Source organism: Streptomyces sp. NPDC052114 (assembly GCF_040680155.1).
Classification (GTDB): domain Bacteria; phylum Actinomycetota; class Actinomycetes; order Streptomycetales; family Streptomycetaceae; genus Streptomyces.
In genome coordinates this window covers 40,017-52,685 of record NZ_JBFAWC010000026.1, presented here as the reverse complement: position 1 = coordinate 52,685, position 12,669 = coordinate 40,017, and the positions used below count along the sequence as shown (strand labels likewise).

At 71.5% G+C, this 12,669-nt stretch carries 16 protein-coding genes and 1 pseudogene; 11 read left to right on the top strand and 6 right to left on the bottom strand.

What is annotated here, in order from left to right:
* Positions 1–6: 6 nt before the first annotated feature.
* The 3 genes from AB0L89_RS37355 to AB0L89_RS37345 all read right to left on the bottom strand — a co-directional run bounded on the left by AB0L89_RS37355 (position 7) and on the right by AB0L89_RS37345 (position 3,005).
* A complete protein-coding gene (locus tag AB0L89_RS37355) occupies positions 7–1,038 on the bottom strand; it encodes a trypsin-like peptidase domain-containing protein (RefSeq protein WP_365151713.1) in 1,032 nt (343 codons plus the stop codon).
* 108 nt (positions 1,039–1,146) lie between these two features.
* Positions 1,147–2,169: a LacI family DNA-binding transcriptional regulator gene (locus tag AB0L89_RS37350; RefSeq protein ID WP_365151711.1), complete on the bottom strand. Its 1,023-nt coding sequence runs from the start codon at positions 2,167–2,169 to the stop codon at positions 1,147–1,149.
* 23 nt (positions 2,170–2,192) lie between these two features.
* Positions 2,193–3,005, bottom strand: coding sequence for a response regulator transcription factor (locus tag AB0L89_RS37345; protein WP_365151709.1), 813 nt, complete (start codon positions 3,003–3,005; stop codon positions 2,193–2,195).
* Positions 3,006–3,313: 308 nt separating this feature from the next.
* Here AB0L89_RS37345 and AB0L89_RS37340 point away from each other — a divergent pair, with 308 nt between their 5' ends.
* From AB0L89_RS37340 to AB0L89_RS37310, 7 genes are all read left to right on the top strand, one after another.
* Positions 3,314–4,096, top strand: coding sequence for an alpha/beta fold hydrolase (locus tag AB0L89_RS37340; RefSeq protein WP_365151707.1), 783 nt, complete (start codon positions 3,314–3,316; stop codon positions 4,094–4,096).
* Between the two features lie 12 nt (positions 4,097–4,108).
* Positions 4,109–4,363, top strand: a complete 255-nt coding sequence (locus tag AB0L89_RS37335) for a MoaD/ThiS family protein (RefSeq protein ID WP_055700327.1) — start codon at positions 4,109–4,111, stop codon at positions 4,361–4,363.
* Between the two features lie 5 nt (positions 4,364–4,368).
* Positions 4,369–5,625, top strand: a complete 1,257-nt coding sequence (locus tag AB0L89_RS37330; protein WP_365151704.1) for a hypothetical protein — start codon at positions 4,369–4,371, stop codon at positions 5,623–5,625.
* A 129-nt stretch (positions 5,626–5,754) separates the two neighbouring features.
* On the top strand, positions 5,755–6,507 hold the full coding sequence (locus AB0L89_RS37325) for a DUF2993 domain-containing protein (RefSeq protein WP_365151702.1): 753 nt from the start codon (positions 5,755–5,757) through the stop codon (positions 6,505–6,507).
* Positions 6,508–6,703: 196 nt separating this feature from the next.
* Entirely contained in the window at positions 6,704–6,784 is an 81-nt protein-coding gene (locus AB0L89_RS37320) for a putative leader peptide (RefSeq protein WP_351007875.1), read from the top strand.
* 168 nt (positions 6,785–6,952) lie between these two features.
* The gene (locus AB0L89_RS37315; protein ID WP_365151700.1) at positions 6,953–7,798 is read left to right on the top strand and encodes a sulfurtransferase; all 846 of its coding nucleotides are present in this window, start codon (positions 6,953–6,955) and stop codon (positions 7,796–7,798) included.
* A 35-nt stretch (positions 7,799–7,833) separates the two neighbouring features.
* Positions 7,834–8,121: a DUF1416 domain-containing protein gene (locus AB0L89_RS37310; RefSeq protein WP_030784848.1), complete on the top strand. Its 288-nt coding sequence runs from the start codon at positions 7,834–7,836 to the stop codon at positions 8,119–8,121.
* Positions 8,122–8,251: 130 nt separating this feature from the next.
* On the opposite strand, the pseudogene AB0L89_RS37305 reads toward AB0L89_RS37310, so the two are convergent.
* Positions 8,252–8,491: pseudogene (locus tag AB0L89_RS37305) on the bottom strand (DUF3099 domain-containing protein); the annotation flags it as partial.
* A gap of 312 nt (positions 8,492–8,803) precedes the next feature.
* On the opposite strand from AB0L89_RS37305, the gene AB0L89_RS37300 reads away from it, so the two are divergent.
* The 3 genes from AB0L89_RS37300 to AB0L89_RS37290 are packed head-to-tail and all read left to right on the top strand — an operon-like array spanning position 8,804 to position 10,875.
* The gene (locus tag AB0L89_RS37300) at positions 8,804–9,376 is read left to right on the top strand and encodes an FABP family protein (RefSeq protein WP_365151698.1); all 573 of its coding nucleotides are present in this window, start codon (positions 8,804–8,806) and stop codon (positions 9,374–9,376) included.
* Between the two features lie 16 nt (positions 9,377–9,392).
* On the top strand, positions 9,393–9,875 hold the full coding sequence (locus tag AB0L89_RS37295; protein WP_365151696.1) for a transcriptional repressor: 483 nt from the start codon (positions 9,393–9,395) through the stop codon (positions 9,873–9,875).
* Between the two features lie 34 nt (positions 9,876–9,909).
* Positions 9,910–10,875, top strand: a complete 966-nt coding sequence (locus tag AB0L89_RS37290; protein ID WP_365151694.1) for a folate-binding protein — start codon at positions 9,910–9,912, stop codon at positions 10,873–10,875.
* A 51-nt stretch (positions 10,876–10,926) separates the two neighbouring features.
* Here AB0L89_RS37290 and dtd read toward each other — a convergent pair whose 3' ends face one another.
* Entirely contained in the window at positions 10,927–11,352 is a 426-nt protein-coding gene (gene dtd / locus AB0L89_RS37285; RefSeq protein ID WP_365151692.1) for a D-aminoacyl-tRNA deacylase, read from the bottom strand.
* A gap of 172 nt (positions 11,353–11,524) precedes the next feature.
* Between dtd and AB0L89_RS37280 the strand changes: the two genes are divergently transcribed.
* Complete coding sequence (locus AB0L89_RS37280) at positions 11,525–12,133, top strand: ABC transporter substrate-binding protein (RefSeq protein WP_365151690.1); 609 nt, start codon at positions 11,525–11,527, stop codon at positions 12,131–12,133.
* A 164-nt stretch (positions 12,134–12,297) separates the two neighbouring features.
* Here the strand turns inward: AB0L89_RS37280 and AB0L89_RS37275 are convergent, their stop codons facing one another.
* Positions 12,298–12,483 (bottom strand): hypothetical protein, encoded by a 186-nt coding sequence (locus AB0L89_RS37275; RefSeq protein ID WP_365151688.1) that lies wholly within the window; start codon positions 12,481–12,483, stop codon positions 12,298–12,300.
* Positions 12,484–12,669 lie beyond the last annotated feature (186 nt).

Genomic DNA, 12,669 nt, shown 5'->3' with positions numbered 1-12,669 from the left:
TGAAGGTCAGGTCTTCGAGCCCGACCGCAGCTTGCCGAGGTCGTCCTTGACGGTGTTGATCGGGATGGCGAAGCCGAGGCCGACGCTGCCGGAGGACGCCGACTCCGAGCCGCCCTGCGACGAACTGGGCGAGTACATCGCGGAGTTGATGCCGATGATGTTGCCGTTCATGTCGATGAGGGCGCCGCCGGAGTTGCCGGGGTTGAGCGAGGCGTCGGTCTGGAGCGCCTTGTACGTGGTCTTCGACGAGCCGGTGTCGCCGTTGAACTGCTGTCCGCCGAACTCGAACGGCCAGCCGCCCTGCGGGTCCTGCGGCTGCTGCCCCTCGTCCGTGGAGACGGTGACGTCGCGGTCGAGCGCGGAGATGATGCCGCTGGTGACGGTGCCGGTCAGGCCCTCGGGGGAGCCGATGGCGACGGCCTCGTCGCCGACCTTGACGTTGTCGGAGTCGCCGAGGGTGGCGGGCTTGAGCCCGGAGGCGCCCTTGAGCTGGATGAGCGCGAGGTCCTTCTTGCTGTCGGTGCCGACGACCTCGGCGTCGTACGTCTTGCCGTCGTTCGTGCGCACCTTGATCGAGGTGGCGCCGGCGATGACGTGGTTGTTGGTGATGATCTCGCCGTCGCTCTTGGTGATCACGCCGGAGCCGGTCGACTTGCCCTGGCCCGTGGTGGCGCTGATCTCGACGATGCTGGGGCTGACCGCCTCGGCGACCCCGGAGACCGTGCCCTTCTTGCTGGTCGGCACGACGTCCGTGCTGGTGGCGGAGGTGCCGCCGTCCCGGTCGGTGAGGGTCTGCACGGCGTAGGCGGTGCCGCCGCCGACCGCGGCCGCCGCGATGGCGACGGCGGCGAGGAGGGCCACGGGGCCCTTGGCGCGGCGGCGCCGCCCGGGGGCGGGCGCCTGAGGTGCTTCCGGCGCGAAGGCGGGCGGGGGCGGGTACGCGCCGTGTGCGTACGCGCCCTGCGTACCGCCGTGGTGCACAGGCGCTGACGACTGCTGCTGGGGGTACTCGCCGCTGGGGCGGAAGGTCTCGGTCATGTCATCGAGACTGTCCGGCGTACATGAGAGGCGGCTGAGTACGTCCTGAGAAGCCCGGCAGAAGTGCGTATGCCCGATATAAAGCCGGCTCCGGGCCCGGGGCGGGGGCTACTGGCAGCCGCAGGACTGGCGCACCACGAGCCGGGACGGGAACAGCTTCAGCCGCTCCCGCCGCGACCCGGCGACCCGCAGCCCGTCGTCCAGGACCAGGTCGACCGCCGCGCGGGCCATCGCGGGCCGGTCCGAGGCCACCGTCGTCAGCGGCGGGTCCGTGAGCCCCGCCTCCTTGACGTCGTCGAACCCGGCGACGGCCAGCTCGCCCGGCACGTCGATGCGCAGCTCGCGCGCCGCCCGCAGGACGCCGATCGCCTGGTCGTCCGTGGAGCAGAAGATCGCGGTGGGCCGGTCGGGCCGCGACAGCAGGTCGAGGGCCACCTGGTAGGCGTCGTAGCGGTTGTACGGGGCCTCGAAGAGCCGGCCCTCCACCGAGCGCCCGGCCTCCCGCATCGCGCGCCGCCAGCCCTCGACGTGGTCGGAGACGGGGTCGCCGACGGTCGGCGTCTCGGCGGTGCCGCCGACACACGCCACGTACTCGTGGCCGTGCTCCAGGAGGTGGCGGGTGGCGAGCTGGGCGCCGCCGAGGTCGTCCGTGACGACCGCGACGTCGTCGATGGCCTCGGGCCGCTCGTGCAGCAGCACCACGCGGGCGTCCCACGCGTCGATCTCGGCGGCGGCCTGGTCGGTCAGACCGTGGCTGACCAGGATGAGGCCGGAGACCCGCATGCCGAGGAAGGCGCGCAGATAGTGGGTCTCGCGCTCCTCCACGTAGTCGGAGTTGCCGACGAGGACCATCTTTCCGCGCTCGGACGCCGCCTGCTCGACGGCGTGCGTCATCTCCGCGAAGAAGGGCTGGCGCGCGTCCGGCACGATCATGCCTATGAGGTCCGTGCGGCGGGACGCCATGGCCTGGGCGACCCGGTCCGGGCGGTAGCCCAGCTCCTTGATCGCGGCGAGGACACGCTCGCGCGTGGCCGGGGCGACCGGCCGGGGTCCGTTGTTGATGACGTAACTGACGACCGCGGTCGAAGTACCCGCAAGTCGTGCCACGTCATCCCGAGTCACCTTGGCCACGCGCGGAGTCTACGCGGATGGAACTACCGCTGGGCAGGGCGTACGGCAGCTTCCTTGGGTGCGGACTTCCCGGTGGGCACCCGCGCGGGCGCCGTGTCCTTCGGCGCGCCCTCCGCCTTCGGGGTCGCGGCCTTCGCCGCCGCCTCGTCGGCCTCGCGCTCGACCTTCTCCGGGGTGACGAAGCGGTAACCGACATTCCGGACGGTGCCGATCAGCGACTCGTGCTCGACGCCGAGCTTGGCCCGCAGCCGCCGCACGTGCACGTCGACCGTGCGCGTGCCGCCGAAGTAGTCGTAGCCCCAGACCTCCTGGAGCAGCTGGGCCCGCGTGAAGACCCGGCCCGGGTGCTGTGCCAGGTACTTGATCAGCTCGAACTCCTTGAAGGTCAGGTCGAGGACCCGGCCCTTCAGCTTCGCGCTGTACGTCGCCTCGTCCACGGAGAGGTCGCCGTTGCGGATCTCCATGGGGGAGTCGTCGGCGGTGATCTGCTGGCGGCCCATCGCCAGCCGCAGCCGCGCCTCGACCTCGGCGGGCCCCGCGGTGTCGAGCAGCACGTCGTCGACGCCCCAGTCCGCGGTGACGGCCGCGAGGCCGCCCTCCGTCACGACGAGGACCAGCGGACAGCCCGGTCCGGTGGAGCGCAGCAGCTGACAGAGGCTGCGCACCTGCGGGAGGTCGCGGCGGCCGTCGACGAGGATGACGTCGGCGCCGGGGGTGTCGACGAGGGCGGGGCCCTCCGCCGGGGCGACGCGCACGTGGTGAAGGAGCAGGCCGAGGGCGGGGAGCACCTCCGTCGACGGCTGGAGGGCATTGGTCAGGAGCAGCAGAGAGCTCATCGCGCCCCACCTGCCCGGGTCGTCCATCGTTCGTGCACGGTTCGCTCGCCCATAACGTCGGTTCCTCCTCGGTCCCTGCGAGGACGTTGCGGCACTGCTTCGTACGGGTGCCCTCGGGGCCCGCGCCCGGGGCCGTCGAGCGCCGTCGTATACAGCGCTCCCGAAAGCACGAAAGGACCCGGGGGCTTCGCTGCCCGGATCCTCTGCGCAGCAGAATAGCCGACATGGGTTCCGGTCCGGCAGGTCAAGCGGCGCGATCTTCTGTGCCTCCGATCACTCGGGGGCAGGGTCGCGTTCAGCAGCACGCAATGCTTCGTACAGCCGACGGGGTGGTCGTCGAGGCCGCCCACGACCCCGGGCCCGACCCCGAGGGAGAGGTCGCGATCGTGGTCGCGCACGGGATCACGGGGCATCTGGCGCGACCGCACGTGCGTCGGATCGCGGGCGTCTTCGCCCAGCGTGCGGCCGTGATCACGTTCTCCTTCCGGGGGCACGGCAACTCCGGCGGGCACTCCACGGTCGGCGACCGCGAGGTGCTCGATCTGGCGGCGGCCGTGGAGTGGGCGCGCTCGCTGGGGTACACGCGGGTGGCGACCGTCGGCTTCTCGATGGGCGGCTCGGTGGTGCTGCGGCACGCCGCGTTGCACAGGGGGCGCACGGAAGCGCGCGCCGATTCCGTGGTCGCGGTGAGCGCCCCGGCCCGCTGGTTCTACCGGGGGACCGCGCCGATGCGGCGGATCCACTGGCTCGTGACGCGTCCCGCGGGCCGTGTCGTCGGCCGCTTCGGACTCGGCACGAGAATCCACCCGCACGAGTGGGACCCCGTCCCCCTCTCACCGGTCGGGGCCGTCCCCCTCATCGCCCCGACGCCGCTGCTCGTCGTGCACGGCGACCGGGACCCGTACTTTCCCGTCGATCACCCCCGGATGCTGGCCGCCGCCGCCGACGGCGGGGCGGAGCTGTGGCTGGAGGAGGGCATGGGGCACGCGGAGCACGCGGCCTCCGACGACCTCGTCGGGCGGATCGCCGCGTGGGTCACGGCATCATGGACGTCGGCAACCGCCGAGGAGACATCGGCGACCGCCGACTGAAAGGGGAGTCGCATGGTGAACGGCACCATTCGCTACTGGGCCGCGGCCAAGGCGGCCGCGGGCGTCGCGGAGGAGCCGTACGCCGCGGTGACGCTCGCCGACGCGCTGGAGGCCGCCCGCGAGCGGCACCCCGGCGAGCTCGTCCGCGTCCTGCAGCGCTGCTCGTTCCTCGTCGACGGCGATCCCGTCGGGACCCGCGGGCATGAGACCGTACGGCTGGCCGAGGGCGGCACGGTCGAGGTGCTCCCGCCGTTCGCAGGAGGATGAGCGCCATGTCCAATCAGCCGTACGAGCCGTACGAAGGGTATGACCCGTACCAGCAGCAGTACGGGCAGCAACAGCAGTACGGGCAGCAGCCGTATGGGGAGCAGCCGTACGGGGAGCCCCAGCAGCCGCAGCCGCAGTACGGGGAGAACCCGTACCCCGAGCAGCAGCAGTACGCCGCGCCCTACCCGGACCAGGGGTACTACGCCGAGCCGCAGGCCCAGGGCCACGCACAGCCCCAGCAGTACGCCCAGGACCCCTACGCCCAGCAGTGGCAGGGGCACACGTGGGAGACGTCCGTACAGCCGGCGCCACCCGCGGTGGACGTGACAGAAACCGCCTACCTGCCGACGCAGAACGCCGCGTACGGCCAGTCCCTGCCCCCGGAGACCCCGTCGAACCAGCCGCCGCCCGCCCATCCGGAACCGGCGCGGGCCGCCGCCCCGGACACCGGCGCGGCCTCCGACGGACCCACCTACGGACCCGCCACCACCACCGGAAACCCGCGCATAACGGACGCCCAGCGCGCCCGTGCCGAGGGCCGGTCGCCGATCATCGAGCCCGGGATGCAGCCCGCCGCGCTGACCGCGCTGCTTGCGCTGCTGCTCGCCGGGGGCGCCGCCGTCGGGCAGTTCGCGCTGCTCGTACCGCTGGTGATCCTCCAGGCCGTGACCGCCGCGGGATGGTTCCGGCTGAACGGCATGTGGCCCGCCCGGCAGGGCATCGCCCTCGCCTTCCTCGGCGGTGTCGTCGCCGACGTCGCGCTGCTCGGCGTCGGCAAGGAGCACGCGCCCGCCGCCATCCTCGGCACCCTCGGCGTCTGGGTGCTGCTGGTCCTCGTGCTCCAGCTGCGCAGCCACGCAGGTGCCGACGAGCGGATGTACGGGCTGATGGCCACCGTCGTCTCCGCCGCGCTCGCGATCATCGCGACCGGGCACCTCGCCGCCGCGTCCGACGCCGTGACCGTGGGCGCCGTCGGGGTCGCCGTCGCGATCCTCGCCCGCGCGCTGCCGCTGCCCACGCCGGCCTCCGTGGCCGTCGCGCTGCTCGCGGCGGCCGGTGCCGGTGTCGCCGTCGGCGGCATGACGGACTACGGCAGCAAGGGGGCGCTGCTCGCCCTCGGCGCCGGGGTCTGCGCGGTGATCGGCCACCGGGTCGCCAGTTACGACTACCCGTCCCGGTTCGTGCACATGACGGCGGGCGTCGCCCTGCCGCTCGCCGCCGCCGCCCCGGCCGTCTACGTCCTGGGCCGTGCCATCGGCTGAGCGCCCGCGCGAGCGATCGTCACAGGTGATCGACAGGTCCCCGGCCGACCCCTTCGGCCGGGGACCTGTCCTTTAGGCTCGCGGAACGACAGCCGAAGTCGGGGGAACCAAGGTGGGGGAACACCGGACATGAGCAAGCGCGCCGTACGAATACTGCTGATCGTCGTCGTGATCCTGGGAGGCCTCTTCGTGGCGGCCGACCGGCTCGCCGTGAGCTTCGCCGAGAGCGAGGCGGCGGACAAGCTGCGGTCCAGCGAGGGCCTCGGCGAGACGCCCGACGTCTCGATCAAGGGCTTCCCCTTCCTGACCCAGGTCGTCGGCGGCGAGCTCGACGACGTCGAGGTCGGCATCAAGGACTACGACGCCAGGTCGGGCTCCGACTCGATCCGCATCGCCGACCTGACCGCCCACATGAAGGGCGTGAAGTTCTCCGGCGACTACAGCTCCGCGACCGCCGCGACCGCCTCGGGCACCGCGCGCGTCTCGTACGACGAGCTCCTGAAGGCCAGTGAGTCGGAGCCGGTCGAGCTGCCGCTGGGCGCCAAGGGCAAGGTCGTCGGCCTCTCCGACGGGGGCAACGGCAAGATCAAGGTCGAGGTCGAGGTCAGCAAGGGCGGCGCGAAGCTGCCGAAGCCCGTGCACGTGCTCAGCTCGGTCCGTGTCGAGGGCGACACCATCAAGGTCCACGCCGACCGGATCCCGAAGAACCTGGACGTCCTCGGCGTCTCCATCCCGCTGCCCGAGGGCATGGTCCGCGACGTCACCGACTTCGAGCAGAAGATCGACGACCTGCCGGCCGGGATCCGGCTGGAGAAGGTCGAGGCGGCGCCGGACGGCGTGGACATGTCCGTGACGGGCACGAACGTCAGCCTGACCGGCTGAGGAAGCGGAATCGCCGGGGCACGTCCGCAGTACGAGACGCGGGCGTCCGGCGGGCGGATGTGACGACGGCTACACCGGGCCCGGGGCCCCGCCGGGGCGGCTCCGGGCTTCAACGATTCCCACTATGTGGATGATCGCGTCTCATCATGCGGAGCACCGGTGACACAGCCGCCCCTCCGTCCCTACGATCGGACGCATGCAACGACAGGCGGATCTCACGAAGCGGCGGGCAGTGGACCTGTGCCGCGTCGCCGCCATGCTCTGTCGCACCTTCTAGCGGGAGCTCCCACTCCCGCTTCCCCAGGCCTGTCGATGCCCATCCGACCGGCCGCACCGCGCCGTACGTACGCCACCCGTGCCTCCCCGCACCACCGGCCCGTACCGGCCGCCCCCTCGTGCACCGCAGCACAGCCGCACCGCCGCAACTGCCCCGGAGGAGATCAGCATGAGCCGCAGCGACGTCCTGGTAGACGCCGACTGGGTCGAGGCCCACATCGAGGACCCGAAGGTCGTCATCGTCGAGGTCGACGAGGACACCTCCGCGTACGACAAGAACCACATCAAGAACGCGATCCGCATCGACTGGACCAAGGACCTCCAGGACCCGGTCCGCCGTGACTTCATCGACCAGGAGGGCTTCGAGAAGCTCCTGTCGGCGAAGGGCATCGCGAACGACTCGACCGTCGTCCTCTACGGCGGCAACAACAACTGGTTCGCCTCGTACGCCTTCTGGTACTTCAAGCTCTACGGCCACCAGGACGTGAAGCTCCTCGACGGCGGCCGCAAGAAGTGGGAGCTCGACTCCCGCGACCTGGTCGACGGCGCGCAGGTCCCGAACCGGCCCGCCACCGACTACAAGGCCAAGGCCCAGGACACCTCGATCCGCGCCTTCCGCGACGACGTCGTGGCGGCCATCGGCTCGAAGAACCTGGTCGACGTGCGCTCGCCCGACGAGTTCAGCGGCAAGCTGCTCGCCCCGGCCCACCTCCCGCAGGAGCAGTCGCAGCGTCCGGGCCACGTCCCGTCCGCCCGCAACATCCCGTGGTCGAAGAACGCCAACGACGACGGCACCTTCAAGTCGGACGACGAGCTCAAGGCCCTCTACGAGGACGAGCAGGTCGACCTGGCCAAGGACACCATCGCCTATTGCCGCATCGGTGAGCGTTCGGCCCTGACCTGGTTCGTCCTGCACGAGCTGCTCGGCCAGGCCAACGTCAAGAACTACGACGGCTCCTGGACCGAGTACGGCTCGCTCGTCGGCGTGCCGATCGAGCTCGGTGCCAACAAGTAAGACCGACCGCCCTTTCATCCCCCCGAGGAGTACCCATGTGTGGAGCAAAGGCCGGCGGCCCCGACGCTTCGACGATCAAGCCCGGTGAGACCACGATCCAGGGCCAGGTGACCCGCGACGGCGAGCCCGTCACCGGCTACGTGCGCCTGCTCGACTCGACCGGCGAGTTCACCGCCGAGGTCCCGACCTCGGCCACCGGCCAGTTCCGCTTCTACGCGGCCGAGGGCACCTGGACCGTCCGGGCGCTGATCCCCGGCGGCACCGCCGACCGCACGGTCGTCGCCCAGACGGGCGGCCTCGCGGAGGTCGCGATCGCGGTCTGATCCACCGCCGCGCCGAGAACGGCTGAAGGGCCGCACCCCAGGGGTTGGACGCCACTGGACGGGGTGCGGCCCTTCGGCTGTCCGCTGTCCGCTGTCCGCTGTCCGCTGTCCGCCGTGGGCGCCGCTTCGGCTAACGCCTGCGCTTGCCGTCCAGCTCGTCCCACCACTCGTCGGACTTCGGGTCCCCGCTGGGGTCGTCCCACCAGCGGTCCTCGGGACCGCGCCGGTTCGCCGCCATCGCGGCCAGCGGCGGGATCACCATCGCCACCACGCACATCCCGACGGCCACGGGAATCGACCAGAGCCGCACCACGCCCCAGGCCAGGACGAACAGCGCGATGCACGTGCCCATCATGGCGAAGTACACATGGCGCCTGCGCGCGTACATACATCAAGCGTACGCCGTAAGGCCCCTCACAGAGAGGGACCGGCGCCGCCCGACTACAGTGGGAGCGGCTCTGAATACCTGCCCCAACAGCTCACCGAGGAGCACCCCGTGCTTGAGGCCTTCTTCTCCGCCCTGCTGGTTCTCGTCTGCGTCGGCGTTCTCGCCTTCGCCGGCCTGACCGTGAAGAAGCTGTACCAGGGCCAGCGCTGACCGCCCACCCGTCGCCCGACCACCACCCCTGATGGTGCGCTTCGCGCGCTGCACTCACCCCTCCACAGATCGCCTGAGCATCCCATGATCGAGATTCCGTCCGACCTGAACCCCTCCCTCGTCCCCCTCGCCTTCCTCCTCGGCAACTGGGCGGGCGCGGGCGTCACCGACTTCCCCGGCGCCGAGAAGGCGAATTTCGGCCAGGAGGTCTCCTTCACGCACGACGGCCGGGACTTCATCGAGTACCGCTCGTACACCTGGGTGCTCGACGCCGAGGGCAACAAGGTCAAGCCGCTGGAGTCCGAGTCGGGCTACTGGCGGATCGACGAGAACCGCAAGGTCGAGGTCGTGATGGTCCGCGACGACGGCGTCGTCGAGGTCTGGTACGGCGAGCTGGCCGACCAGAAGCCGCAGATCGACCTGGCCACGGACGCCGTCGCGCGCACCGCGGCCTCCGGCCCCTACACCGGCGGCAAGCGGCTCTACGGCTATGTGAAGGGCGACCTGATGTGGGTCGGCGAGAAGCAGACCCCCGAGGTCCCGCTGCGCCCGTACATGTCGGCGCAGCTCAAGAAGGTCGTCACGCCCGAGGAGGTCGCCGACATGGCGCGGAACCTCGGCGATCTGCCGGACGACGGCATCGCCTTCTTCAAGTAGACCTAGACTCTGAGGTGTGGTGAGCACCGACTGGAAGAGCGACCTGCGGCAGCGCGGCTACCGCCTGACCCCGCAGCGCCAGCTTGTCCTCGAAGCCGTCGACACCCTTGAGCACGCGACCCCCGACGACATCCTCTGCGAAGTGCGGAAGACGGCGTCGGGGGTCAACATTTCCACGGTGTACCGCACCCTGGAGCTCCTGGAGGAGCTGGGCCTGGTCAGCCACGCCCACCTCGGGCACGGCGCCCCGACGTACCACCTGGCGGACCGGCACCACCACCTCCACCTGGTCTGCCGCGACTGCACGAACGTGATCGAGGCCGACACCGAGGTCGCGGCGGACTTCACCGCCAAGCTGCGGGAGACCTTCGGCTTCGACACCGACCTGAAGCACTTCGCGATCTTCGGGCAGTGCGAGGACTGTGCCGCGGGGAAGGCCGACTCGAAGGTCGCCCCGAAGGCCGACCCGGAGACCGCTCCGAAGGCCGCCCAGAAATAAATCCACGCGCTACCGGGTCGTAGTCTTTGTGAACATGAAGAGCCCCCTGCTGTCCCTGCCCGGCGCCGTCCCCGCCGAGGGCGTGGACGAAGGCGTCGCCGCCCACTACGGCGAACTGTTCCGTGAGCAGCGCGCCCTCGCCGAAGGCACCGGTTTCGTCGACCTCTCGCACCGCGGCGTGGTCACGGTCACCGGGTCCGACCGGCTGAGCTGGCTGCACCTGCTGCTCACCCAGCACGTCAGCGAGCTGCCGACGGGACAGGCCACCGAGGCGCTGATCCTCTCCGCCAACGGCCACATCGAGCACCACCTCGCCCTCGTCGACGACGGCGAGACGGTCTGGGCGCACGTCGAGCCCGGCACCCGGGACGCGCTCATCGCGTATCTGGAGAGCATGAAGTTCTTCTACCGCGTGGAAGTCGCCGACCGCACGGACGAGTTCGCCGTGGTCCACCTGCCCGCCGGTTCCATCGCCGCGGCCCCCGAGGGCTCCGTCGTGCGCGAGACGGCGTACGGCCGCGACGTGTTCCTGCCGCGCACCGGCCTGGAGGCCTTCGCCGCGGCGAACGGCCCCGCGGCCGGCCTCCTCGCGTACGAGGCGCTGCGGGTGGAGGCCCACCGGCCCCGCCTCGGCTTCGAGACCGACCACCGCACCATCCCGCACGAGCTGGGCTGGATCGGCACCGCCGTGCACCTGCAGAAGGGCTGCTACCGCGGGCAGGAGACGGTCGCCCGCGTGCAGAACCTGGGCAAGCCGCCGCGCCGCCTGGTCTTCCTGCACCTGGACGGCAGCGAGGTCCACCTGCCGGCCCACGGCACGCCGCTGCACCTCGCGAGCGAGGGCGCCGAGGGCCGCAAGCTCGGCTTCGTCACCACGGCCGTACGCCACCACGAGCTGGGCCCGATCGCCCTCGGCCTGGTCAAGCGCAATGTGCCGGTGGACGCGGAGCTGATCGCCGGCGACACGGCGGCGGCCCAGGAAGTCGTGGTCGAGCCCTGACCGGCCCCGGCCCTCTCCGGCCGGCCCCCGGGGCCCACCCGGCCCCGGGGCTCACATCTCCAGGAGCACCGTGAACGGGCCGTCGTTCGTGAGCCCCACCCGCATCTGGGCGCCGAACCGGCCCGTCGCCACCGTCGCGCCCAGCGAGCGCAGCCGGGCGACCACCTCGTCGACCAAGGGCTCGGCGACATCGCCGGGGGCGGCCGCGTTCCAGGTGGGGCGGCGGCCCTTGCGGGCGTCGCCGTAGAGCGTGAACTGGCTGATGACCAGCAGCGGCGCGTCGATGTCGCTGCACGACCTCTCCTCGGCCAGCATGCGCAACGACCACAGCTTGCGGGCCAGTTGGGCCGCCTTCTCCTTGGTGTCGTCGTGCGTCACGCCCACCAGGACGCACAGGCCCTCGCCGCTGATCTCGCCCACCGTCTCGCCGTCGACCACGACGCTCGCGCCGTCGACGCGCTGTACCACTGCTCGCATACGGCCATCATGCCCTGCCGTCGGAGGCGCCCGGACGGCGTGTTCCGGATGCCCAGGATCCCCCCATCTGGGGCCGATTCCGGGCACTCGTTCACATAGCGGCCACTCGGGGTGGCACCATGCTCACACGCGGTGCTCCGCGTGGGCCGGTCGAGGGGACGGGTAGAACCACATGAGTACACCAAGCACCGGGCAGGCGCCCGGCCGCATCTCGCTGCGCCGTACGCCGGTTCCGCGCCCGCCCGCGCAGCGGACCGGCGAGCGGCTGCTGCCCGACGTGCCCGAGCACGATCTGGCGGCGCTGCGCCTGCCGGAGCTGCGGGAGCTGCGCAGGTCCGCCCAGCAGGACGAGGCGGACCTCAGCTATCTGCGGCGGCTGCTCCAGGGGCGCATCGACATCCTGCGGGCCGAGATCGCGGGCCGCAGGGGGCCGGGGTCGCCGGCGCCGGGGCCCGCGGCGCCGCTCGTGGAGCGCCTCCCGGAGATCCTCACGGACGCCCCGGCCCGGCACCGCTCCTCGGCCCGGCACGTCACGCTCGGCACCCCGCACGGCGAGGAGTACCGCCGTCTCGCCTCGGAGATGCTCGCCGAGGTCGAGCTCTCGGACCTGGCGGCGCGGACGGACGACGAGCTGCACACGGCCATGGGCCGCCTCGTCCGCTACGAGCAGCAGGTGTCCCGGCGCCGCCAGCTGCTCCAGCGGACGACGGACGACTGCAGCGCGGAGATCGCGCGGCGGTACCGCGAGGGCGAGGCGCAGGTCGACGATCTGCTGACGTGAGGCTCCCCGGAGTGCGCGTGACGCCTCTCCGGGTCCGTGCTGCCTCCTGACGAGCCCCGGTCCCCCCGTAGCAGGGGACCGGGGCTCGGTTGGTGACGGCTGGCCGGACTCCCGGCTCCCCTCCGGATGGGAGCCCGGCCAGCCGGGTCTGTCGGTCCCGCCGGTCAGCCCGACTGGGCGAGAAGCAGGATGAGGAGCGCGGCCCCGACGCCGCTGAGCTTGGTGTTCCTGGCCTTGATCCCCACGGTCAGCAGGACGAAGGCGACGATGCCGAGCGGTCCGTACTTCCACTGGACCAGCTGCTCGAAACCGATGGCGAGGGCGGCGACGACGATGGCGATGAGCGGCATGACGTTTCCTCCTTCGGGATCGGGGCTGCGGACCCCGTTGGTCGGTGGCCGACATGGCTGCCACGTACCGGCACTTCGCGGTGGCGGCGGATGGCTGGTGGCCAACCCCGGGAGGGTGTGACCAGGTCGCCAAAGTTGGCTACCAACTTCAACTGACTTATCTCCGCTGAGAGTCGACTCATAACC